The organism is Streptococcus fermentans, from assembly GCF_040888305.1.
GTDB classification, from domain to species: domain Bacteria; phylum Bacillota; class Bacilli; order Lactobacillales; family Streptococcaceae; genus Streptococcus; species Streptococcus fermentans.
The window spans coordinates 56,546-82,932 of record NZ_JBFNFG010000004.1; the positions used below are offsets into that span (position 1 = coordinate 56,546).

Here is a 26,387-nt window from a genome sequence, read left to right on the forward strand (position 1 = left end):
AGGAAATGTCTGAAAAATTAGTAGAAATTAAAGACTTAGAAATTTCCTTCGGTGAAGGAAGCAAAAAGTTTGTCGCTGTTAAAAATGCGAACTTCTTTATCAACAAAGGAGAAACTTTCTCACTTGTTGGAGAGTCTGGTAGTGGTAAGACAACAATTGGTCGTGCTATCATCGGTCTTAATGATACCAGCAAAGGTGATATCATCTTTGAAGGTCAAAAAATTAATGGTAAAAAATCACGTGAACAAGCTTCGGAATTAATCCGTCGTATCCAAATGATTTTCCAGGACCCTGCTGCAAGTTTGAATGAACGTGCAACGGTTGACTATATCATTTCTGAAGGTCTTTATAACCACCATTTATTTAAAGATGAAGAAGAAAGAAAAGAAAAAGTTCAAAATATCATTCGTGAAGTGGGACTTTTGGCTGAACACTTGACACGTTACCCACATGAGTTTTCAGGTGGACAACGTCAACGTATCGGGATTGCCCGTGCCTTGGTTATGCAACCTGACTTCGTTATTGCGGATGAGCCGATTTCAGCCTTGGACGTTTCAGTACGTGCCCAAGTTTTGAACTTGCTCAAGAAATTCCAAAAGGAATTAGGCTTGACTTATCTCTTTATCGCCCACGATTTGTCAGTAGTTCGTTTCATCTCTGATCGTATCGCGGTAATTTATAAGGGTGTCATTGTTGAAGTGGCTGAGACTGAAGAATTGTTTAACAATCCAGTTCATCCATACACGCAAGCACTTCTATCAGCTGTTCCTATTCCAGACCCAATCTTGGAACGTAAAAAAGTTTTGAAAGTCTATGATCCAGATCAACATGACTATGAAACTGATAAACCTTCTATGGTAGAAATTCGTCCAGGTCACTATGTTTGGGCAAACCAAGCAGAGTTGGAACGCTATAAAAAAGATTTGAAATAAGAAAGAGTTTTGTAATCTTGGTAGAACAATTCTATTAAGGTTATGAAACTTTTTTGTTTTTGCAAAAAAAAACTAGTTTAAAGATAGACAACTATATACCCGAAAACATGCTAAGACTCAATGAAAATCAAAGAGCAAACTAGGTAGCTAGCCGCAGGTTGCTCAAAACACGGCTTTGAGGTTGCAGATAAAGCTGACGTAGTTTGAAGAGATTTTCGAAGAGTATAAGACTAGTCTTCAATGACAATTGGATGAGAGAGAAGAGAAGCTGTTATTCTTTGAAAGCGTATTGAATGTATACAGAATGGAATGGATAAAACTACTTTCAGACTAGCTTTGATGAATCTTCAAAATTAAAATCACTTTCTATTTAAAATATCAGTCTTGCATTGCCTTACGTTGTGTGCTACAGTTATGGTAACGGTTACAAAATCAAGGAGGGTTTTATGAGAAATCCAGCATTAGTAGAAGAAATGAAAACTTACAGAGGGCGAGATGAAGTTCCGCAAGATTTTGATGCTTTTTGGGATGGTGAGATTGACAAAGTTTCGGTCTTGCCAGATTACCAATTAGAGGAACGTGAATTTCGTATTCCAAACGTGAAGTGCTATGAACTCACCTTTAAGGGCACTCGGGAAGGCCTTGTTTATGCGCGTGTAGTCTTACCAAAATCAGAAAAGAAAGTACCTGTCATTTTCCACTTCCATGGCTATATGGGACGTTGTTGGGACTGGACAGATATGTTAGCCTTTACAGTCGCTGGTTATGGTGTTGTATCTATGGATGTCCGTGGTCAGTCTGGTTACTCACAAGATGGGTTACGTTCGCCTCTCGGAAATACAGTTAAGGGCCAAATCATTCGTGGTGCAGTAGAAGGAAAAGAGCAACTCTTCTATAAGGATGTTTATCTTGATATTTATCAATTAGTTGAGATTGTAGCTACCTTCCCACAAGTGGATGAGGGGCAATTAGCAAGCTATGGAGCTTCTCAAGGAGGGGCACTAGCTCTAGTGGCTGCGGGGCTAAATCCACGTATCAAGCGAACAGTTGCTATCTATCCATTCTTATCAGACTTTAGAAGAGTGCTAGAGATTGGAAATACCAGCGAAGCCTATGATGAACTCTTTCGTTATTTTAAGTTCCATGATCCATTCCATGAGACAGAAGAGCAGATCATGGAGACGCTCGCCTATATCGATGTAAAAAATCTTGCCCATCGAATCAAAGGTGAGGTGAGAATGATTACAGGGCTTGATGACGATGTCTGCTATCCGATCACTCAGTTTGCTATCTACAATCGTTTGACTTGTGAGAAGAGCTATCGCCTGATGCCAGAATATGCACACGAAGCTATGAACGTTCATGTCAATGATCAAGTTTACAATTGGTTGTGTGGCAGTGAAATTCCATTTACCTATGTAGGTCAATAAAGGATTAGGAAGAAGTACCCTGTGATTTTGAATGAATTACAGGGTTCTCTTCAATGTATTCAGATAACACGAAAGTAGTTTCAAATAGTTTGATTCTTCCAAATATCTTTGAAAGTAGAATCTATTATAGGCTCATTTGACTATAATTTAGAATATTTATTATATAATAAGTGTAATATCAATTATGGAAGGAGCGAAATCTGTTGTATTTCTTCATAAAAAATGGAAATTTATGTCATGCAACAGTAGTTCACAGTAAAAAGGATGGGATTCTCCATTCAATAGTTCAGTTTCTTTTGCTACTTTAGCCTCGGTGGCAAAAAATTTTAAGCAAAAAAGAAAGCGCTTTATTTTTTTAAAAAACGGAAGGGAAAATATGAATCAGAGACATTTTGATAGAAAACAGAGATATGGAATTCGGAAATTTGCAGTTGGAGCGGCATCAGTAGTCATTGGAGCGGTTGTTTTTGGTGCTTCACCTGCTTTTGCTCAAGAGGCACCATCAACGAATGGTGAAACAGCGGGGCAATCTTTGCCAGAATTGCCTAAGGAAGTAGAGACAGGAAATCTGACGAATCTCGATAAGGAACTCGCAGACAAATTGGCAACGGCAACAGATAAGGGCACAGAAGTAAACCGTGAAGAGCTGAAAGCAAACCCAGGGTCTGAAAAACCAACAGAAACAGAAGCATCAAACGAAACTCCAGCTACAGAGAGTGAAGACGAAGAAGAGGTTGGAAAAATTCCTCGTGACTTTTATGCAAGAGAGTTGGAAAATGCCAATACTGTTATAGAGAAGGAAGATGTTGAAACCAATCCTTCAAACGGTCAAAGAGTTGACATGAAGGAGGAGCTAGACAAACTTAAAAAACTTCAAAATGCGACAATTCATATGGAGTTTAAGCCAGATGCATCTGCTCCACGTTTTTACAACCTCTTCTCAGTCTCTAGTGATACCAAAGTAAATGAGTATTTCACTATGGCCATCCTTGATAACACAGCTATCGTTGAAGGTCGTGATGCAAATGGAAATCAATTCTATGGTGATTATAAAACTGCTCCTTTGAAGATTAAACCAGGTGAGTGGAACTCTGTAACCTTTACAGTTGAAAGACCAAATGCAGACCAACCAAAAGGTCAAGTTCGCGTCTATGTAAATGGTGTCTTGTCGCGCACAAGTCCTCAGTCTGGTCGCTTCATCCAAGACATGCCAGATGTCAACCATGTACAAATCGGTACAACAAAACGCACAGGCAAAAACTTCTGGGGCGCCAATCTTAAAGTCCGTAATCTAACTGTTTATGACCGTGCTCTTTCTCAAGAAGAAGTTAAAAAACGTAGCCAACTTTTTGAAAGAGGAGAGTTGGAGAAGAAACTTCCTGAAGGAGCAGAAGTTACTGATAAACTGGATGTTTTTGAAGGTGGTGAGAACCGCAAGCCAAATAAAGACGGTATCGCGAGCTACCGCATTCCAGCCCTGCTGAAAACTGATAAGGGAACCTTGATTGCTGGAGCAGATGAGAGACGCTTGCATCACTCTGACTGGGGCGACATCGGTATGGTTGTTCGTCGTAGTGATGATAAGGGCAAAACATGGGGAGATAGAATTGTCATCTCAAATCCTCGTGATAATGAGAATGCCAGAAGAGCTCATGCAGGATCACCAGTCAACATTGACATGGCCCTAGTCCAAGATCCGAAAACTAAGCGAATCTTCTCTATTTTTGATATGTTCGTAGAAGGTGAAGCGGTTAGAGATTTACCAGGGAAAGCACCACAAGCCTATGAGCAAATTGGAGATAAGGTTTATCAAGTCCTGTACAAAAAAGGTGAAGCAGGACGTTATACAATCCGTGAAAATGGTGAAGTCTTTGACCCTGAAAATAGAAAGACAGAATACCGTGTTGTAGTTGATCCTAAGAAACCAGCCTATAGTGATAAGGGTGATTTGTATAAAGGTGAAGAACTGATTGGTAATGTCTACTTCGATTATAGCGACAAGAATATCTTTAGAGTTTCAAACACCAACTATCTCTGGATGTCTTATAGCGATGACGATGGTAAAACTTGGTCTGCACCAAAAGATATTACATACGGTATTCGTAAGGACTGGATGCATTTCTTAGGTACTGGACCTGGTACAGGTATTGCCTTACATTCAGGACCTCATAAAGGGCGTCTTGTTATCCCTGCCTACACAACAAATAACGTATCTTACCTAAGTGGCTCCCAGTCTTCACGTGTCATTTACTCAGATGACCACGGTGAAACTTGGCACGCTGGTGAAGCGGTCAATGATAACCGTCCAGTAGGTAACCAAACAATTCATTCTTCAACTATGAATAATCCAGGTGCTCAAAATACTGAGTCAACTGTTGTTCAGTTGAATAATGGAGATCTCAAACTCTTCATGCGTGGATTGACAGGGGATTTGCAAGTTGCAACAAGTAAAGATGGCGGAGCGACTTGGGAAAAAGATGTAAAACGCTATTCAGATGTCAAAGATGTCTATGTTCAAATGTCTGCCATTCATACGGTGCAAGATGGTAAGGAATATATCATCCTCAGTAATGCAGGTGGGCCAGGACGTTACAATGGTCTGGTGCACTTAGCGCGTGTGGAAGTTAATGGGGATCTAACTTGGATCAAGCACAATCCAATTCAAAGTGGCAAATTTGCCTATAACTCATTGCAAGATCTTGGAAATGGTGAATTTGGCTTACTTTATGAGCATGCGACTGCCACTCAAAATGAATACACCTTATCTTATAAGAAATTCAACTGGGATTTCTTAAGCAAAGATAGAATTGCTCCAACAAAAGCAACTGTGAAAAATGCTGTGGAGATGAGCAAAAATGTCATTGCTCTAGAATTTGATTCTGAAGTATTGGTGAATCAACCACCAGTTCTTAAATTGGCAAATGGGAACTTTGCGACTTTCTTGACGCAATACGATACAAAAACATTGCTTTTCGCAGTTAACAAGGAAGATATTGGTCAAGAAATTACAGAAATCATTGATGGTGCAATTGAGAGCATGCATAATTTGCCTGTAAGTCTTGAAGGTGCAGGAGTCCCTGGTGGTAAAAATGGAGCAAAAGCAGAAATCCATGAAGTCCCAGAATTTACAGGTGCAGTCAATGGTGAAGAAGGTGCAGTTCATGAGGCTCCAGCCTTTGATGGTGGTGTCAACGGTGAGGAAGCAGCCGTTCATAATGTGCCAGACTTCTCAGGTGGTGTGAACAGCGAGGAAGCAGCCGTTCATGAAATTCCAGAAATAGAGGTTGAAGAAAATCCACCAGGAACTATTAACGAAGTTCCGGAATTTGAAGGTGGGGTTAATGGTGCCGAAGCAGCCGTTCATGATGTGCCAGCCTTTGAAGGTGGTGTGAACGGTGAGGAAGCCGCGGTCCATGAAGTTCCAGAAGGTAGTCTAGTAGAAAGCTCAAAAGGAGAGTCTGCCGTTCATGAAGTTCCAGCCTTTGAAGGTGGCGTCAATGGTGAGGAAGGAGCTAAGGCAGAAAGTACAGAGTACGAAGGCGGTGTGAATGCAGTAGAAGCAGCTAAAGCAGAGAGTCCAGAGTTCGAAGGTGGTGTCAATGGCGATGAAGGAGCTAAGGCAGAGAGTCCAGAGTACGAAGGTGGTGTCAATGGTGAGGAAGCAGCTAAGTCAGACGCATCAGCCTTCGAAGGTGGTGTCAATGGCGATGAAGGAGCTAAGGCAGAGAGTCCAGAGTTCGAAGGTGGTGTCAATGGTGAGGAAGCAGCTAAGTCAGACGCATCAGCCTTCGAAGGTGGTGTCAATGGCGATGAAGGAGCTAAGGCAGAGAGCCCAGAGTTCGAAGGTGGCGTCAATGCAGTAGAAGCAGCTAAGTCAGACACATCAGACTTTGAAGGTGGTGTCAATGGCGATGAAGGAGCTAAGGCAGAGAGTCCAGAGTTCGAAGGTGGTGTCAATGGTGAGGAAGCAGCTAAGTCAGACGCAAAGCTAGCCGCAGGCTGTACTTGAGGCGCAAAAGAGGAAGGAAAACCAGATCCAGAGTTCGAGGGCGGAGTCAATGCAGTAGAAGCAGCTGAGTCAGACGCATCAGCCTTTGAAGGTGGTGTTAATGCAGTGGAATCTGCTAAGTTAGAAGTTCCAGAGTACACAGGTGGTGTTAATGGGCTAGAAGCTGCGAGTACAGAAGTTCCAGCATATGTAGGTGGTGTAAACAGTGCTGAAGCTGCTATCCATGAGGTCTCAGAGTATAAGGGAGAACAGTCAATTGTGGTTCAAGCTATGGCACAAGATAAAACTTATCAAGCCCCTGCTGCTCATCAGCAACTTCTTCCTGAAACAGGAAGTGAAGCTGTTGCTCCACTTGCCTCTCTAGGATTTGTAGGCATGCTCCTAGGTATATTTGCCATGGGCAAGAAAAAAGAAGATCAATGAAATAGTTAAAATCAACGTAATTCATAGAGAAATTTGATCTTATGTTAGAAAGGGTCGTGACTAGAACTAGTTACGGCCTTTTTGATCTAGATAAATCAGGAGTCAAATAGTTAATACTCTTCGAAAATCTCTTCAAACCACGTCAGCTTTATCTGCAACCTCAAAGCCGTGCTTTGAGCAACCTGCAGCTAGCTTCCTAGTTTGCTCTTTGATTTTCATTGAGTATAAGATTGAGATAAAGTTCATTAAAAATACGATTCAACTGAATGAAGTAATTTTATGTTAGAAAAATCCAAAGCACCCGAAAGTAGTTTCAAATGTCTGAGCTTATGTTTCAAAAACTGAAAGTGAAATCTGTTCTATATTCATCTATCTTAAAATAGGGAAATTTATTATATAATGAGAATAAGATAAAATTTGAAAGGAGTAGGGGACTCTAGTTAACGATGGGTCGTTAAGTGAGAGAAAATTTGAAAGAGCGAGCGTAACCATTCGTGAAAAAGTAATTTTTGTCATTTAGCCAGATGGCTAAAAATTTCAAGCAAAAAAGAAAGCGCTTTATTTTTAAAAATGAAAGGAAGAAAGATGAAGCATAATCAGTTGGAGAGAAAACAACGATACGGAATTCGCAAATTTACAGTAGGAGCCGCTTCAGTAGTGATTGGAGCAGTTGTTTTTGGTGCATCGCCAGTATTGGCACAAGAAGCAACAACTACTAATAAGGAAGCGACAGAACTAGGAGTAGAGAAGGATCAGGCAGAAAAAGCAGTAGATACTGAAAAGAGTGCGACAGAGTCTAATGGGGCAGATACAGTCACACATACATCTACAGAAGCACATACTGGAACAGAGACAACTGCAACAGCAGAAACAGCAGAAGCAACTAGAGAAACCGAAAAAGATCCAGCTTCGCTTCCACGTGATTACTATGCTAGAGAGTTGGAAAATGTCAATACTGTTCTTGAAAAGGAAGATGTAGAGACTAATGCTGCAAATAGCAATAGAATTGATTTGACAGAGCAATTGGACAAACTGAAACAGCTTCAAAATGCGACCATTCATATGGAGTTCAAACCAGATGCTTCTGCACCAGCATTTTACAACCTTTTCTCAGTATCAAGTGATAAGGTAAGAAATGAATACTTTACAATGGCTGTGTATAACAACGTTGCCTTGATTGAGGGCCGCGATCAAGATGGAAATCAATTTTATGATAGATACACAGATGCACCATTAACAGTCAAACCAGGTCAGTGGAACTCAGTAACCTTTACAGTTGAAAGACCAAGTGCAGATTCTCCAGATGGGCAAGTTCGTCTCTATGTAAACGGAGTTTTGTCACGAACAAGTAAGAAATCAGGACGCTTTATCAAAGATATGCCTGATGTGAATCATATGCAAATTGGTACCACAAATCGTGCAGGAAGTATGGTTTGGGGGGCAGGATTACAAGTTCGTAATCTAACTGTTTACGATCGTGCCTTGAGTCCAGAAGAAGTTCAAAATCGTAGCTACCTCTTTGAAAGATCTGAATTAGAGAAAAAGCTTCCAGAAGGAGCTGAAATTACAGATAAAAAGGATGTCTTTGAAGCTGGTAAAAATGGGCAGTCAAATCCAGATGGTATTAATAGCTATCGTATTCCAGCCCTTCTTAAGACTGACAAGGGAACTTTGATTGCTGGAGCTGATGAACGCCGTCTGCACCACTATGACTGGGGCGATATCGGTATGGTCGTCAAACGAAGTGAAGATCAGGGTCAAACATGGGGCGATCGTATCACACTTACGAATCTACGCGACAATCCAAAAGCTACTGATCCATCTGTTGGTTCACCAGTAAATATCGATATGGTTTTAGCCCAAGATACTGAAACTAAACGCATCTTTTCAGTCTATGATATGTTCCCAGAAGGAAAAGGTATCTTTGGGATGTCAGCTGAAAAAGAGGAAGCTTATAAAGAAATTGATGGGAAAACCTACCAAATTCTCTATCGTGAAGGAGAAAATGGAGCCTATACCATTCGTGAAAATGGTGTTGTCTACACACCAGATGGTCAGGCAACGGATTACCGTGTTGTTGTAAATCCAGTCAAGCCGGCTTATAGCGATAAAGGTGATCTTTATCAGGGTGAGCAGTTACTAGGAAATATCTACTTTACAAGTAATAAAACTTCTCCATTTAGAGTTGCTAAAGACAGCTACCTATGGATGTCTTACAGTGATGATGATGGTAAAACTTGGTCTGCACCACAAGATATTACTCCAATGGTCAAAGCTGATTGGATGAAATTCTTAGGTGTGGGACCTGGAGTGGGAATTACCCTTCAGAATGGACCTCATAAAGGTCGGATTGTCGTCCCTGTTTATACGACAAACAGAACAAACCACCTCAATGGTTCTCAATCATCTCGGATCATCTACTCAGATGACCATGGTAAGACTTGGCATATGGGTGGCGGTGTCAATGATAACCGTACACTTTATGATGGTACAGTAGTTGATTCAAGTAACATGAACAATTACTATGCTCAAAACACGGAGGCTTCAGTTGTTCAGCTGAACAATGGTCAGTTGAAACTCTTTATGCGTGGTTTGACAGGTGATTTGCAGGTTGCGACAAGTTATGATGGTGGTATTACATGGGACAACTATGTAGCACGCTATGATGTGCCAGATGTTTATGTTCAAATGGCAGCGACTCATACGGTTCAAGATGGTAAGGAGTATATCCTTCTAGCAAATGCCAATGGCCCAGGTCGTAAGAATGGTTACATTCGAGTGGCTCGTGTAGAAGAAGATGGCGAGTTGACTTGGCTGCATCATCATTTGATTCAAGAAGGGGAGTATGCCTATAACTCACTTCAACAGATCGGACCAAAAGAATTTGGTCTCTTGTACGAACATCATGAAGCTGGAGGCAATCCTTATACTCTATCTTTCAAGAAATTCAACTGGGATTTCCTAACGAAGGAAAGAATTTCTCCTAAAGAAGCCAAAGTTAAAAATGTTATTGAAAAATGGCCAGGAATTCTTGCAGTAGAATTTGATTCAGAAGTTTTGGTTAACAAAATCCCAACACTTCAGTTGGCAAATGGTAAAAAAGTAAACTTCATGACCCAGTACGATACGAAGACTCTTCTATTTACAATAGATAAGTCAGATCTTGGTCAGGAGATAACTGGACTTGCTTCTGGAGCTATCGAGAGTATGCACAACCTTCCAGTGAGTCTTGAAGGAGCAGGTATTCCTGGAGCGGCCAACGGTAGTGAAGCTGCTGTTAACGAAGTACCAGAATTCACAGGTGGTGTTAATGGTGTAGAAGCTGCGACTGCTGAAATTCCAGAATTTACAGGTGGAGTCAATGGTAGTGAAGCAGCTGTAACGGAGCTCCCAGAGTATACTGAACCTATTGGTACAGTAGGTGAAGAAGCAGCACCGATAGTAGAACTTCCAGAATTTGCAGGTGGTGTCAATGGTGTAGAAGCAGCTGTTAACGAAGTCCCAGAATTTAGTGGTAGTGTGAATGCAGTAGAATCAGCTAAGTTAGAACTTCCAGAATTTGCGGGTGGTGTCAATGGTCTAGAACCAGCTGTTCATGAAGTCCCAGCATTTACGGGCAGTGTGAAGAATGACGTCGCACCGACAGAAAAACCAGGATTTGTAGGCGATGTCAAAGGTTCAGAAGGAGCAGGCCATAAAGATCCAGATCACAAAGGTCAGCAGTCTATTGTATCACAGGCTATGTCACAAGATAAGACCTATCAAGCACCTGCAGTTCGTCAAGATGTTCTTCCTAAGACAGGAAACGAAGATGACTCTGTCATTGCCTCAGTAGGACTTGTGGGGATGCTCCTTGGTATGTTTGCTTTGGGGAAGAGAAAAGAAGATTAGTCAAATCGTTAAAATTGAAGGTTTCCTTAGTGAAACTAAATCTTATACTCAATGAAAATCAAAGAGCAAACTAGGAAGCTAGCCGCAGGCTGTACTTGAGTACGGCAAGGGGACGCTGACGTGGTTTGAATTTGATTTTTGAAGAGTATTAGTTAGAAAGAGTCGTAACGAAAATTAGTTACGGCCTTTTTTCTTTCATGTTTGCGAGAAAAAAGGGCTGGTTTCAAAATTTAAGAGGTGTTGGGATAGATTTTAGGTCCCTGAAACTACTTTCAGAAGAAACTGTTGCATAAAATTGTTTTGAAACTCCAATCTATTCTAGCACAAGTTATTGAAAGCGCTTTAATAATAAGCTATAATAGTCACATAAACACAAAGGAAAAGAAAAGGAGGAAAGTAGATGCCACAAATTAGTAAAGAAGCCTTGATTGAACAAATCAAAGATGGAATCATCGTTTCTTGTCAGGCACTTCCTCATGAACCGCTCTACACAGAAGCGGGAGGAGTTATCCCCTTGTTGGTGAAAGCAGCTGAACAAGGTGGTGCAGTCGGTATCCGAGCAAACAGTGTTCGAGATATCAAGGAAATTAAAGAGGTCACTAAACTTCCGATTATCGGAATTATTAAACGTGATTATCTACCACAGGAACCATTCATCACAGCGACTATGAGAGAGGTTGATGAACTAGCAGCTCTTGACATCGAAGTCATTGCTCTTGACTGTACCAAACGTGAACGTCATGATGGCTTGGAGATCCAAGAATTTATCCGTCAGATCAAAGAAAAATATCCAAATCAACTCTTGATGGCTGATACAAGTACCTTTGAGGAAGGTCTAACAGCAGTTGAAGCGGGAATTGACTTTGTCGGAACAACCTTATCAGGTTACACTTCTTACAGTCCAAAAGTGGATGGCCCAGACTTTGAACTCATCAAGAAACTCTGTGATGCAGGGGTGGACGTCATCGCTGAAGGAAAAATTCACACACCAGAACAAGCTAAGCAAATCCTAGGTTACGGAGTGCGAGGTATCGTAGTTGGTGGCGCTATTACTAGACCAAAAGAGATTACGGAACGATTTGTTGCGGGTCTTAAATAACACAATATAAAAAACGAGGAGAGTGGTTGATTAGTAGGAAAAAATGAAAACGTATACAAAGTCGACATTGCTCATTATCCGATTCGGATACGCTTATCATCATTTAGGAGAATACAAATGAAATTTAAAAAACTAGCTTGTACAGTACTTGCGGGTGCTGCGGTTCTATCTCTTGCTGCTTGTGGCAAATCAGATGCAAACAAAGATGCTGCTAGCTCTGGTAGTGACAGTGGAAAAACTGAAATCACTTGGTGGGCATTCCCAGTCTTTACTCAAGAAAAAACTGGCGATGGTGTAGGAACTTATGAAAAATCTATCATCGAAGCTTTTGAAAAAGCAAATCCAGATGTTAAAGTTAAACTAGAAACAATCGACTTCAAATCTGGTCCAGAAAAAATCACAACAGCAATCGAAGCAGGAACTGCACCAGACGTTCTCTTTGACGCACCAGGACGTATCATCCAATACGGTAAAAATGGTAAATTGGCTGAGTTGAACGACCTCTTTACAGATGAATTTGTTAAAGATGTCAACAATGAAAATATCATCCAAGCAAGTAAAGCTGGTGATAAAGCTTACATGTATCCAATCAGTTCTGCACCATTCTACATGGCTATGAACAAGAAAATGTTGGAAGATGCAGGAGTTGCAAACCTTGTAAAAGAAGGTTGGACAACTGATGACTTTGAAAAAGTTTTGAAAGCGCTTAAAGATAAAGGGTATACACCAGGTTCATTGTTCAGTTCAGGTCAAGGGGGAGACCAAGGAACACGTGCCTTCATCGCTAACCTTTATGGCGGTTCTGTAACTGATAAAGAAGTAACTAAATATACAACTGACGATCCTAAATTCGTTAAAGGTCTTGAAAAAGCATCAAGCTGGATCAAAGATGGTTTGTTGAACAATGGTTCACAATTTGACGGTGGAGCAGACATCCAAAACTTTGCAAACGGTCAAACTTCTTACACAATCCTTTGGGCTCCAGCTCAAAATGGTATCCAAGCTAAACTTTTGGAATCAAGTAAAGTAGAAGTGGTAGAAGTACCATTCCCATCTGATTCAGGTAAACCAGCTCTTGAATACCTTGTAAATGGATTTGCAGTATTTAATAACAAAGACGAAAAGAAAGTCGCAGCAGCTAAGAAATTCATCCAATTCATCGCAGATGACAAAGAATGGGGTCCTAAAGACGTAGTTCGTACAGGCGCATTCCCAGTTCGTACTTCATTTGGAAAACTTTATGATGACAAACGTATGGAAACAATCGGTAGCTGGACTCAATACTACTCACCATACTACAACACAATCGACGGCTTTGCTGAAATGAGAACACTTTGGTTCCCAATGTTGCAAGCTGTATCAAATGGTGACGAACAACCTGCTGCAGCATTGAAAGCATTCACTGAAAAAGCGAATGAAACAATCAAAAAAGCAGCTAAATAATAAGCCCTAAATAAAAACTGAGTTCCCCCCTTTTCCCTGAGCATATCTGTGTATGAAAAGGGGGACTTTTGTTTGAAATAGAAGCAACTGACAGGTCAAAATTAAAATGAAGTTTTTACATTGACGAATCTTAGAAAAATTTCATTTTGATTTTAGATCAGGGTCAGATAACAGTCAAAAAAACAAAACTATGTGAAAGTGAGGTGCCGACTGTGAAAATCAATAAAATTCGCATGCGGGAAACTATTATTTCCTACGCATTCCTAGCACCAGTATTAATCTTCTTTACCGTCTTCGTTTTAGCTCCAATGATCATGGGCTTCATCACAAGTTTCTTCAACTATTCGATGACTAGCTTTGAGTTTGTGGGCTTGGACAACTACATCCGTATGTTTAAAGACCCTGTCTTTACAAAATCTTTGATTAATACCGTAATCTTGGTTATCGGGTCTGTACCAGTCGTTGTACTCTTCTCGCTCTTTGTAGCATCACAAACTTACCAACAAAATGCCATCGCTAGATCTTTCTACCGTTTCGTCTTCTTCCTTCCTGTTGTAACAGGTAGTGTTGCTGTAACAGTAGTATGGAAATGGATCTACGATCCACTATCAGGTATTTTGAACTTCGTGCTTAAGTCAAGCCACATCATCAGCCAAAACATTTCTTGGTTGGGAGATAAAAACTGGGCTTTGATGGCGATTATGATTATCCTTTTGACAACATCAGTTGGTCAACCAATCATTCTTTACATCGCTGCAATGGGTAATATTGATAACTCACTTGTAGAAGCAGCTCGTGTTGACGGTGCGACTGAGTTCCAAGTATTCTGGAAGATTAAATGGCCAAGCCTTCTTCCAACAACACTTTACATCGCAATCATCACAACCATCAACTCATTCCAATGTTTCGCCTTGATTCAGTTGTTGACATCTGGTGGTCCAAACTACTCAACAAGTACACTTATGTACTACCTCTACGAAAAAGCCTTCCAATTGACTGAATATGGCTATGCCAATACTATTGGTGTATTCTTGGCAGTTATGATTGCCCTTGTCAGCTTCGCTCAATTCAAGATCCTCGGAAACGATGTAGAATACTAAGGAAAGGAGACAGCTATGCAACCTACACAACAAAAGAAACCATTAACAGCCTTTACTGTTATTTCAACAATCATTTTGCTCTTGTTGACTGTACTGTTTATCTTCCCATTCTACTGGATCTTGACAGGTGCATTCAAATCACAACCAGATACCATTATGATTCCACCACAATGGTTCCCTAAAGCTCCAACAATGGAGAACTTCCAACAATTGATGGTGCAAAACCCAGCCTTGCAATGGATGTGGAATTCAGTCTTCATTTCTTTAGTAACGATGTTCTTGGTTTGTGCAACCTCTTCACTAGCAGGTTATGTATTGGCTAAGAAACGTTTCTATGGTCAACGCATTCTCTTTGCAATCTTTATCGCTGCCATGGCTCTTCCAAAACAAGTTGTCCTTGTACCATTGGTACGTATCGTCAACTTCATGGGAATCCATGACACTCTTTGGGCGGTTATCTTGCCTTTGATTGGATGGCCATTCGGGGTCTTCCTTATGAAACAGTTCAGTGAAAACATTCCGACAGAATTGCTGGAATCTGCTAAAATCGATGGATGTGGCGAGATTCGTACCTTCTGGAGCGTAGCTTTCCCTATTGTGAAACCAGGATTTGCAGCTCTCGCAATCTTTACCTTCATCAATACTTGGAATGACTACTTCATGCAATTGGTAATGTTGACTTCACGTCAAAACTTGACCATCTCACTCGGGGTTGCGACTATGCAGGCCGAGATGGCAACTAACTACGGTTTGATCATGGCAGGGGCTGCCCTTGCAGCTGTGCCAATCGTAACAGTCTTCCTTGTCTTCCAAAAATCCTTCACTCAAGGGATTACTATGGGAGCTGTCAAAGGATAGTACTCTGCGGAAATTGAATATAGTACAAATTGTTTATCAGTATGCAGCAGTATAGTTGATAGACTAAGAGAATACAGGATATATAAGTGTCTACAAAATGGAGAGGAGTTGCTTACTTCATGAAGTTTTGTTAGACACTTATAAACTTACTGGCTAGACATCGTATGTCTGAAGGTAACAATCAGGTAAAGGAAATTACTATGATTTTTGATGATTTAAAAAACATTAGCTTTTACAAAGGAATTCATCCAAATCTCGATAAGGCCATCGATTATCTCTATGAGCATCGTAAGGATAGCTTTGAATTAGGCAAATACGAGATTGATGGAGATAAGGTCTTCCTAGTTGTACAGGAAAATGTTCTCAACCAAGAGGAAAATGATCGCTTTGAGCATCATAAAAAATATGCTGATTTGCATTTGTTGGTTGAAGGGCATGAGTATTCTAGCTACGGTTCTCGTGTCAAAGATGAGGCTGTAGCCTTTGACGAAGCTAGCGATATCGGCTTTGTCCATTGTCATGAACAATACCCACTTTTATTGGGTTATCACAATTTTGCAGTCTTTTTCCCAGGTGAACCTCATCAGCCTAATGGCTATGCAGGTATGGAAGATAAAGTTCGCAAATATTTATTTAAAATTTTAATCGATTAGTCAGTTAGGAGGAGCAAACAATGGCACATAAAGGATCTGGATTGATAAAAGCAGCATTCGATACGGATAACTTTCTTATGCGATTTTGTGAGAAGGTTTTAGACATCGTGACGGTCAACCTACTCTTTGTTGTGTCTTGTTTGCCTATTGTGACGATTGGAGTAGCGAAGATCAGTCTCTATCAGACAATCTTTGAAGTTAAGAGTAGTCGTCGTGTTCCTGTTTTTAAAACGTATATGAGAGCCTTTAAGCAAAATTTGAAATTAGGCCTCCAGTTAGGTTTGTTGGAACTAGGAATTTTTCTGATTAGCGTTGTTGATTTATCTCTATTCTGGGGGCAAACCAGCCTAGGCTTCCAGTTCATTAAAGCCATTTGCTTGGGAATTTTGATATTTTTAACTCTAGTTATGTTGGCTAGCTATCCAATTGCAGCACGCTATGACTTAACTTGGAAAGAAGTGCTCCAAAAGGGCTTGCTCTTGGTAAGCTTTAACTTCGTGTGGTTCTTCTTGATGCTTGCGATTATTTTATTAATCATGATGCTTCTCTATCTATCAGGCTTTACGCTCGTACTTGGTGGTTCAGCATTTCTACTTTTTGGCTTTGGCCTTCTTGCCTTTTGCCAAGCTGGATTAATGGAAAAATTGTTTGCTAAATATCAAGCAGATTGAAAATGATATGAAACTACTTTCAAACATGAAAAGCTACGGGAGATGAATAGAAATTAAAATCTAAGTGGCTTGGATGTATTGAAAGCGCTTTTCACAAGGTGTATACTAAAATAGTAAAAAATCATCTGTCCAGAGCAGATAATAAGAAATCTTAGGAGAAATCTATGTCAGATTTAAAAAAATATGAAGGCGTCATTCCTGCCTTCTACGCATGTTATGATGATGCGGGCGAAGTAAGCCCAGAACGTACTCGTGCCTTGGTGCAATACTTTATTGATAAAGGTGTTCAAGGACTTTATGTCAACGGTTCTTCAGGTGAATGTATCTACCAAAGTGTAGAAGATCGCAAATTGATCTTGGAAGAAGTCATGGCAGTTGCTAAAGGTAAATTGACAATTATTGCTCACGTGGCTTGCAACAATACTAAAGACAGTATCGAACTTGCTCGTCATGCAGAAAGCTTGGGTGTTGATGCTATCGCAACAATCCCACCAATTTACTTCCGTTTGCCTGAGTACTCAGTAGCAAAATACTGGAACGACATTAGTGCAGCAGCACCAAACACAGACTATGTTATCTATAACATTCCTCAATTGGCAGGTGTTGCTTTGACTCCAAGTCTTTACACAGAAATGTTGAAGAACCCACGTGTTATCGGTGTTAAAAATTCTTCAATGCCAGTTCAAGATATCCAAACTTTTGTTAGTCTTGGTGGTGATGATCATATCGTCTTTAATGGTCCAGATGAACAATTCCTCGGTGGTCGTCTCATGGGTGCTAAAGCTGGTATCGGTGGTACTTATGGTGCTATGCCAGAACTCTTCTTGAAACTCAACCAATTGATTGCGGATAAAGACCTAGAAACAGCGCGTGAATTGCAATATGCAATCAACGCTATCATTGGTAAATTGACTGCTGCACATGGAAACATGTACGGTGTTATCAAAGAAGTCTTGAAAATCAATGAAGGACTTAATATCGGATCAGTTCGTTCTCCACTTACACCAGTGACCGAAGAAGATCGTCCAGTTGTAGAAGCAGCTGCTCAATTGATTCGTGAAACTAAGGAGCGTTTCCTCTAATCAACAGGAGGCTTTATGACTAATTACGTTGCAATTGATATTGGTGGAACTAATATCAAATACGGTTTGATTGACCAAGATGGACAACTTGTAGAGTCTCACGAAGTAGCAACTGAGGCTCATAAGGGCGGTCCACACATCTTACAAAAAACAAAAGATATCGTAGCTAGCTATCTCGAAAAAGGTCCAGTGGCAGGTGTGGCGATTTCCTCAGCGGGAATGGTTGATCCTGATAAGGGTGAGATTTTCTATGCTGGTCCACAGATCCCGAACTATGCAGGGACTCAATTTAAGAAAGAAATTGAAGAAAGTTTCCAAGTTCCTTGTGAAATTGAAAATGATGTCAACTGTGCAGGGCTAGCAGAAGCTGTTTCTGGATCTGGAAAAGGTGCAGGAATAACGCTTTGTTTAACCATCGGAACAGGTATCGGCGGTTGCTTAATCATTGACGACCAGATTTTCCATGGATTTAGTAATTCTGCCTGTGAAGTTGGCTATATGCATATGCAAGATGGGGCTTTCCAAGATTTAGCTTCTACAACTGCCTTGGTCGAGTATGTAGCCAAGGCTCATGGTGAAGAAGTAGCCCATTGGAATGGTCGTAGAATTTTCAAAGAAGCTACAGAAGGCAATAAACTCTGTATGGAGGGAATTGACCGTATGGTAGACTATCTTGGGAAAGGTCTTGCTAACATTTGTTATGTTGCCAATCCAGAGGTTGTTATACTAGGTGGTGGTATTATGGGGCAGGAAGCGATTTTGAAACCGAAAATTCGTACAGCTCTGAAAGATGCGCTTGTTCCAAGTTTAGCGGAAAAAACAAGATTAGAGTTTGCGCGTCATCAAAATACTGCAGGTATGCTTGGAGCTTACTATCACTTCAAAACAAAACAATCCTAAGTTGGCCTTGCCAATTTAGGATTTTTTAGTCATAAACAGTAAAATGATCATTTAGTAAAAATCTAGTTAAAACTTTGAAAACCCTTGCATTTTTTAATATAACATAGTATATTTATAATAATGCGAAAACTCTAGAAAAATTCTTGCTAATGGAAGCATTATTTTATTTTTAGAAAATGTAAGCGATTTCTACAACCTTATATTTACTCAAAATAAATAGCTCAGAGAAAGAATTTTAAGCTAGGAGATCAAACCAAAATTGTCGCCAGATAACACTGGGCTCGGGCAGTAGCTGACTGCTCTAGAAGATTAGGAGTATTTGATGAAACAATATTTTTTAGAAAAAGGTCGAATATTTAGTATTCGTAAACTGACTGTTGGTGTCGCTTCTGTAGCAGTCGGTCTTGCTTTTTTTGCATCTGGTAATGTTGCGGCTAGTGAACTTGTGACAGAACCAAAACTTGAAGTAGATAGTCAAGCAAAAGAAGTAGCAGATGTAGATCATGAAAAAGAAGAAGTAGTTAAAGAAGAAGTAACTGAAAAAACAGAACCTGCTATCGAGAAAGTAGCAGAGGAAGGAAAAACTGCTGAAGTGGCTGGCGATTTACTCCCTGAAGAAATCCCTGATCGTGCTTATCCTGATACACCAGTGAAAAAAGTGGATACTGCAGCTATTGTATCAGAAAAAGATAGCCCACAAGTAGAGACTAAGAGCATTTTGAAACCTACAGAAGCAGCTCCATCTGAAGGCGAAAAAGAAAATAGAGCTATTATCAATGGCGGACAAGACCTTAAGCATATCAATTATGAAGGTCAACCAGCTACATCTGCTACTATGGTTTATTCAATCTTTAGCTCACCTTTGGCCAATGGCGGTAGTCAGCGATACCTTAACTCAGGTTCAGGTATCTTTGTTGCTCCAAATGTCATCTTGACAGTGGCCCACAACTTCTTGGTCAAGGATGCGGATACTAATGCGGGTTCTATCCGTGGTGGTGATACGGCTAAGTTCTATTACAATGTAGGTTCAAATACTGCTAAGAATAATTCTTTGCCAAGCTCAGGAAATACTGTTTTGTTCAAGGAAAAAGATATTCATTTCTGGAATAAAGAAAAATTCGGTGAAGGCTATAAGAATGACCTAGCCTTGGTTGTAGCTCCAGTTCCACTTTCAATTGCAAGTCCAAATAAGGCAGCTACCTTTACTCCTTTAGCAGAACATCGAGAATACAAAGCTGGAGAACCTGTTAGCACCATCGGTTACCCTACTGATTCAACATCTCCAGAATTGAAGGAACCAATTGTTCCAGGTCAATTGTATAAGGCGGACGGTGTTGTTAAAGGTACTGAAAAGTATGATGATAAGGGAACAGTTGGTGTCACTTATCGTTTGACTTCTGTATCAGGTCTTTCAGGTGGTGGAATTATCAACGGTGAAGGAAAAGTTATCGGAATTCATCAACGTGGTACTGTCGATAATGCAAACATTGCTGAAAAAGATCGCTTTGGAGGAGGGCTTGTCCTCTCACCAGAACAATTGGCATGGGTCAAAGAAATCATTGACAAATACGGTGTTAAAGGCTGGTATCAAGGCGATAACGGCAATCGTTATTACTTCACTCCAGAGGGAGAAATGCTTCGAAATAAGACAGCTGTTATCGGTGAAAACAAATATTCCTTCGATGAAAGTGGTGTAGCGACTCTTCTTGAAGGTGTTGATTATGGACGAGTTGTTGTCGAACACCTAGACCAAAATGATAATCCAGTCAAAGAAAACGATACTTTTGTTGAAAAGACAGAAGTTGGAACTCAGTTCGACTATAACTATAAAACAGAAATTGAAAAGACTGACTTCTTCAAGAAGAATAAAGAAAAATATGAGATTGTATCGATTGACGGCAAAACTGTCAATAAGCAACTAAAAGACGCTTGGGAAGATGATTATAGTGTTGTGAGCAAGGCTCCTGCAGGAACTCGCGTTATCAAGGTTGTTTATAAGGTCAATAAAGGTTCCTTTGACGTTCATTATCGTTTGAAAGGTACCGACCAAGAATTGGCAACTGCAACTGTGGACAATAATGAAGGTAAAGAATATGAAGTTTCCTTTGTTCACAGATTCCAAGCCAAAGAAATTGCAGGCTACCGTGCAGTCAATGCAAGTCAAGAAGCAACAATCCAACATAAAGGAGTGAACCAAGTTATTTTTGAATACGAAAAAATTGAAGATCCAAAACCAGTAACTCCTGCAACTCCAGTAGTGGATCCAAAAGACGAAGAAACAGAAATTGGAAACTATGGACCACTACCAAGCAAGGCCCAATTGGACTACCACAAGGAAGAATTGGCTGCCTTCATCCACTATGGAATGAATACCTACACTAACTCTGAGTGGGGTAACGGTAGAGAAAATCCTCAAAACTTTAATCCAACAAACCTTGATACAGACCAGTGGATTAAGACTTTGAAGGATGCTGGGTTCAAACGAACAATCATGGTTGTCAAACACCATGACGGTTTTGTGATTTATCCATCTAAATACACAGACCATACGGTAGCTGCAAGTCCATGGAAAGACGGTAAGGGAGACCTTCTCGAAGAAATCTCTAAATCAGCGACTAAGTATGACATGAATATGGGTGTTTACCTATCACCATGGGATGCCAATAACCCTAAATATCATGTTTCAACTGAAAAAGAGTACAACGAATACTACCTCAACCAGCTCAAGGAAATCCTTGGCAATCCTAAATATGGAAATAATGGTAAATTTATCGAAGTCTGGATGGATGGTGCGCGTGGTAGCGGAGCTCAAAAAGTAACCTACACCTTTGACGAGTGGTTCAAGTACATCAAGGAAGCTGAAGGAGATATCGCTATCTTCTCTGCACAACCGACAAGTGTCCGTTGGATCGGTAATGAACGTGGTATCGCTGGAGATCCCGTTTGGCATAAGGTTAAGAAAGCTAAGATCACTGACGATGTGAAGAATGAATATCTCAATCATGGAGACCCAGAAGGAGATATGTACTCTGTCGGTGAAGCAGACGTTTCTATTCGTTCAGGTTGGTTCTACCATGACAATCAACAACCAAAATCAATCAAAGATTTGATGGATATCTACTTCAAGTCTGTTGGTCGTGGAACGCCACTTCTACTCAACATTCCACCAAATAAAGAAGGTAAATTCGCAGACGCAGACGTCGCTCGCTTGCAAGAATTCCGAGCAACCTTGGATCAAATGTATGCGACTGACTTCGCCAAGGGAGCAACTGTCACTGCAAGCTCTACCCGTAAGAATCACTTGTATCAAGCAAGCAACCTAACAGATGGTAAGGATGATACTAGTTGGGCATTGTCAAATGATGCCAAGACAGGTGAATTTACTGTCGATCTCGGTCAAAAGAGACGCTTTGACGTAGTCGAACTCAAAGAAGATATTGCTAAAGGTCAACGTATCTCTGGATTTAAGGTTGAAGTTGAACTTAATGGTCGCTGGGTTCCATATGGAGAAGGTTCGACTGTTGGTTATCGTCGTCTTGTCCAAGGTCAACCTGTGGAAGCACAAAAGATTCGTGTGACTATCACGAATTCACAAGCAACTCCTATTTTGACAAACTTCTCTGTTTATAAGACACCAAGTAGTATCGAAAAAACAGATGGTTATCCTCTAGGCTTGGATTACCATTCAAATACAACAGCTGATAAAGCAAATACAACCTGGTATGACGAATCCGAAGGCGTTCGTGGAACATCCATGTGGACCAATCAAAAAGATGCTAGCGTAACCTACCGTTTCAATGGAACTAAGGCTTATGTCGTATCTACAGTGGATCCAAATCACGGTGAAATGTCAGTTTATGTGGATGGTCAAAAGGTTGCAGACGTACAAACTAATAATGCGTCTCGTAAACGTAGCCAGATGGTTTATGAAACAGATGACTTGGCTCCAGGTGAACACACCATCAAACTCGTCAACAAAACTGGCAAAGCTATTGCAACTGAAGGTATTTACACGCTCAATAATGCTGGTAAAGGTATGTTTGAGTTGAAAGAAACTACCTATGAAGTTCAAAAAGGCCAACCAGTTACTGTAACCATTAAACGTGTTGGTGGTAGCAAAGGAGCTGCAACAGTCCATGTCGTGACTGAACCAGGAACAGGGGTTCACGGTAAGGTTTATAAGGATACAACAGCTGATTTGACCTTCCAAGAAGGTGAAACAGAAAAGACTTTGACAATTCCAACAATTGACTTTACGGAGCAAGCTGACTCTATCTTTGACTTCAAAGTGAAAATGACGAGTGCTTCAGATGAAGCTTTGCTTGGCTTTGCTTCAGAAGCAACGATTCGAGTGATGAAAGCTGAATTGCTTCAAAAAGATCAAGTCAGTCATGATGATCAGGCCAGTCAACTTGACTATAGCCCAGGTTGGCACCATGAAACCAATTCATCAGGTAAATACCAAAACACTGAGTCTTGGGCGTCATTTGGTCGTTTAACGGAAGAGCAGAAGAAAAATGCTAGCGTAACAGCCTACTTCTACGGTACAGGTTTAGAAATTAAAGGTTTTGTAGACCCAGGTCATGGTATCTACAAGGTGACGTTAGACGGTAGAAGAGTCGAGTATCAAGATGGCCTAGGTAATGCGTCTGAATACAACGGTAAGAAGTACTTCAGTGGTACAGCTGCCACACGTCAAGGTGATCAGACTCTCGTTCGTTTGACAGGACTTGAAGAAGGTTGGCATGCTGTAACCTTGCAATTGGATCCAAAACGTAATGATACTACGAAAAATATTGGTATCCAAGTTGACCAGTTTATCACGCATGGAGAAGATAGTGCTCTTTATACCAAAGAAGAGTTACTTCAAGCTATGAAGAACTGGAAGAATGAATTGGATAAATTTGACCAAACAAGCTTGAAGAACACTCCAGAGGCACGTCAAGCCTTTAAGTCAAACTTGGACAAATTATCAGAGCAACTTTCAGCAAGTGATGCTAAACCACAAGAAGTTCTCAAAACAGCAACAGCCTTGCAAACGATCCTTGATAAGGAAGAAAACTACGGTGTCGAAGAAACACCAGCCCAACCAGAAGAGCCTAACTATGATAAGGCTATGGCAAGTCTGGCAGAGGCCATCCAAAACAAGAGCAAGGAACTAGGTGATGATAAGGAAGCTAAGAAGAAACTAGTTGAGTTGTCAGAACAAGCTCTTGTATCTATCCAAGAAGCTAAGACTCAAGATGCAGTAGACAAAGCCTTGCAAGCAGCTCTAACTTCTATCAACCAGCTTCAAGCGACTCCAAAAGAGGAACCAAAACCAGAGGAGCCAGCCCAACCAGAAGAGCCTAAGATTGACTACGATAAGGCAATGGCAAGCTTGGCAGAGGCCATTCAAAACAAGACTAAGGAACTAGGCAACGATAAAGAAGCTAAGAAGAAACTAGTCGAGTTATCAGAGCAGGCAATCGCAGCGATCGAAGCAGCTAAGACTCAGGATGCGGTAGACAAAACCTTGCAAGCAGCTCTAACTTCTATCAACCAACTTCAAGCGACTCCAAAAGAGGAAGGAAAACCAGAGCAACCAGCACAACCAGAAGAGCCTAAGATTGACTATGATAAGGCAATGGCAAGTTTGGCAGAGGCTATTCAAAACAAGACTAAGGAATTAGGTAGCGATAAATAAGCTAAGAAGAAACTAGTCGAGTTATCAGAGCAGGCACTCGCAGCGATCGAAGCAGCTAAGACTCAGGATGCGGTAGACAAAACCTTGCAAGCAGCTCTAACTTCTATCAACCAACTTCAAGCGACTCCAAAAGAGGAAGTAAAACCAGAGCAACCAGCCCAACCAGAAGAGCCTAAGATTGACTACGATAAGGCAATGGCAAGCTTGGCAGAGGCTATTCAAAACAAGACTAAGGAATTAGGTAGCGATAAAGAAGCTAAGAAGAAACTAGTCGAGTTATCAGAGCAAGCCATCGCAGCGATCGAAGCAGCCAAGACTCAGGATGCGGTAGACAAAGCCTTGCAAGCAGCTCTAACTTCAATCAACCAACTCCAAGCGACTCCGAAAGAGGATCCAAAACCAGAGGAGCCAGCTCAACCAGAAGAGTCTAAGATTGACTACGATAAGGCTATGGCAAGTTTGGCAGAGGCCATTCAAAACAAGACTAAGGAACTAGGCAACGATAAAGAAGCTAAGAAGAAACTAGTCGAGTTATCAGAGCAGGCAATCGCAGCGATCGAAGCAGCCAAGACTCAGGATGCGGTAGACAAAGCCTTGCAAGCAGCTCTAACTTCAATCAACCAACTTCAAGCGACTCCGAAAGAGGAAGTAAAACCAGAGCCACCAGCCCAACCAGAAGAGCCTAAGATTGACTATGATAAGGCCATGGCAAGTTTGGCAGAGGCTATTCAAAACAAGACTAAGGAGCTAGGTAGCGATAAAGAAGCTAAGAAGAAACTAGTTGAGTTGTCAGAACAGGCTCTTACTGCTATCGAAGCAGCTAAAACTCAGGATGCAGTCGATAAGGCCTTGCAAGCAGCTCTAACTTCTATCAACCAACTTCAAGCGACTCCAAAAGAGGAAGTAAAACATTCAAATCTTCCAACTGAAGGAGATAAGGTATTAGTTCAAACGCAACCAAGTCTTGAAGTAACGACAGAACAAATCGCCTTTAATACTGTTCATCGTGAGAATACCTTCTTAGCCAAAGGCAAGGAACAAGTTGTTTCAGAAGGTAAAGCAGGTCAAGTAACGACATATGTAGAAGTAGATGGAGATACACGTAAGACAGTTAAGGTTGAACGTGAAGAAGCTCAAGATCGTGTCATCGAAGTTGGTACTTTTGAAGGAACATCTGTGCCAGGTGATGGCGTTAAAAAATTGAGCTTTACTCAACCAAACCTTGAGGTAGTAGAAGAAGCTCTCAACTTCAAGACTGTTAAACGAGAAGATCCAACTCTGCCAGAAGGTGAAACTCGCGTAACTCAGGTAGGTCGCGCAGGCAAGGAACGTATCTTAACAGAAGTAGCACCAGATGGAAGCCGGACTGAAAAATTGCGTGAAGTTGTTGAAGTGGCGCAAGATGAGATTGTGCTAGTCGGAACTAAGAAAGAAGAATCAGGCAAAACAGAGGCAGCTATCCATGAAGTACCAGAGTTTACTGGTGGTGTGAATGGTTCAGAAGCAGCTATCCATGAAGTACCAGAGTTTACTGGTGGTGTGAATGGTTCTGAGGCAGCTATCCATGAAGTACCAGAGTTTACTGGTAGTGTGAATGGCTCTGAAGCAGCTGTCCACAGAGTTCCAAACTTTGAAGGAGGAGTTTCTGGTGGGGAAGCACCTATCCATCAAGTTCCAGGATTTAATGGTGGTGTAAATGGTTCAGAAGCAGCTATTCATGAAGTCGCTACACACAAGGATGAACAGTCGCATGTGGCTCAGGATATATCACCAGATAAGACTTATCAAGCACCTGCAAATCGTCAAAATATTCTCCCTGAGACAGGCGCTAAAGAAACTGCTACCCTTGCAAGCTTAGGAGCTGTAGGAGCACTTCTTGGTCTAGCTGCAATGGGAAAGAAAAAAGAAGACGAATAGAATCTGTCAAACTCAAGAAAGACTGTTGAGGAAGTATAGATTTTATGGAACTTATTGCAGAATATTAAAGAAACTGCTGTAATAACTGTCCAAACTTTAGAGATTGAAACCAATAACTAATCTCAATTATAAAAAGCGAGCAAAACGAGTTTTCTGATAAACAGAAGCTGGTCTTGTTCGCTTTTTTATATCAAGAATCAGGTGTAAAGTTCTATGTGCATAAGTTATCAGTTATAGGACTTGAGCAAACTAAAAACCAGCGACTTTAATCGCTGGTTGCTGATGTGATTGTT

Annotated in this window: 13 protein-coding genes and 2 pseudogenes; all 15 read left to right on the forward strand. The window is 40.9% G+C overall.

The genetic code is table 11. The annotated features are described in order from the left end of the window. Positions 1 to 5: 5 nt before the first annotated feature. Positions 6 to 932, forward strand: a complete 927-nt coding sequence (locus AB2B50_RS05305) for an ATP-binding cassette domain-containing protein (protein ID WP_001291283.1) — start codon at positions 6 to 8, stop codon at positions 930 to 932. A 446-nt stretch (positions 933 to 1,378) separates the two neighbouring features. Further along, positions 1,379 to 2,362 (forward strand): acetylxylan esterase, encoded by a 984-nt coding sequence (locus tag AB2B50_RS05310; RefSeq protein WP_320692954.1) that lies wholly within the window; start codon positions 1,379 to 1,381, stop codon positions 2,360 to 2,362. A 376-nt stretch (positions 2,363 to 2,738) separates the two neighbouring features. After that, positions 2,739 to 6,371, forward strand: a complete 3,633-nt coding sequence (locus tag AB2B50_RS05315; RefSeq protein ID WP_320693299.1) for an SIALI-17 repeat-containing surface protein — start codon at positions 2,739 to 2,741, stop codon at positions 6,369 to 6,371. Positions 6,372 to 6,398: 27 nt separating this feature from the next. After that, positions 6,399 to 6,794 (forward strand): annotated as a pseudogene (locus AB2B50_RS05320) (SIALI-17 repeat-containing surface protein); the annotation flags it as partial. A gap of 585 nt (positions 6,795 to 7,379) precedes the next feature. Further along, a complete protein-coding gene (locus AB2B50_RS05325; RefSeq protein WP_320693300.1) occupies positions 7,380 to 10,685 on the forward strand; it encodes an SIALI-17 repeat-containing surface protein in 3,306 nt (1,101 codons plus the stop codon). Positions 10,686 to 11,085: 400 nt separating this feature from the next. Next, positions 11,086 to 11,784: an N-acetylmannosamine-6-phosphate 2-epimerase gene (locus tag AB2B50_RS05330; protein ID WP_049502844.1), complete on the forward strand. Its 699-nt coding sequence runs from the start codon at positions 11,086 to 11,088 to the stop codon at positions 11,782 to 11,784. 117 nt (positions 11,785 to 11,901) lie between these two features. Continuing rightward, positions 11,902 to 13,227, forward strand: a complete 1,326-nt coding sequence (locus tag AB2B50_RS05335; protein ID WP_049502843.1) for an ABC transporter substrate-binding protein — start codon at positions 11,902 to 11,904, stop codon at positions 13,225 to 13,227. 233 nt (positions 13,228 to 13,460) lie between these two features. After that, positions 13,461 to 14,327 carry a carbohydrate ABC transporter permease gene (locus AB2B50_RS05340; RefSeq protein WP_075227343.1) on the forward strand — a complete coding sequence of 289 codons (867 nt, stop codon included), beginning with the start codon at positions 13,461 to 13,463 and terminating at the stop codon, positions 14,325 to 14,327. Positions 14,328 to 14,342: 15 nt separating this feature from the next. Then, positions 14,343 to 15,185: a carbohydrate ABC transporter permease gene (locus AB2B50_RS05345; RefSeq protein ID WP_001183246.1), complete on the forward strand. Its 843-nt coding sequence runs from the start codon at positions 14,343 to 14,345 to the stop codon at positions 15,183 to 15,185. A gap of 200 nt (positions 15,186 to 15,385) precedes the next feature. Further along, the gene (locus tag AB2B50_RS05350) at positions 15,386 to 15,838 is read left to right on the forward strand and encodes a NanQ anomerase/TabA/YiaL family protein (protein WP_311523630.1); all 453 of its coding nucleotides are present in this window, start codon (positions 15,386 to 15,388) and stop codon (positions 15,836 to 15,838) included. Positions 15,839 to 15,858: 20 nt separating this feature from the next. Next, positions 15,859 to 16,509, forward strand: coding sequence for a YesL family protein (locus AB2B50_RS05355; protein ID WP_320692951.1), 651 nt, complete (start codon positions 15,859 to 15,861; stop codon positions 16,507 to 16,509). Positions 16,510 to 16,673: 164 nt separating this feature from the next. Then, positions 16,674 to 17,591, forward strand: coding sequence for a dihydrodipicolinate synthase family protein (locus AB2B50_RS05360; RefSeq protein ID WP_016466210.1), 918 nt, complete (start codon positions 16,674 to 16,676; stop codon positions 17,589 to 17,591). A gap of 15 nt (positions 17,592 to 17,606) precedes the next feature. Further along, positions 17,607 to 18,491: an ROK family protein gene (locus AB2B50_RS05365; protein WP_320692950.1), complete on the forward strand. Its 885-nt coding sequence runs from the start codon at positions 17,607 to 17,609 to the stop codon at positions 18,489 to 18,491. Between the two features lie 322 nt (positions 18,492 to 18,813). Continuing rightward, positions 18,814 to 24,177, forward strand: coding sequence for an alpha-L-fucosidase (locus AB2B50_RS05370; RefSeq protein ID WP_414169892.1), 5,364 nt, complete (start codon positions 18,814 to 18,816; stop codon positions 24,175 to 24,177). A gap of 399 nt (positions 24,178 to 24,576) precedes the next feature. After that, positions 24,577 to 26,094: pseudogene (locus AB2B50_RS09725) on the forward strand (SIALI-17 repeat-containing surface protein); the annotation flags it as partial. Positions 26,095 to 26,387: the final 293 nt, after the last annotated feature.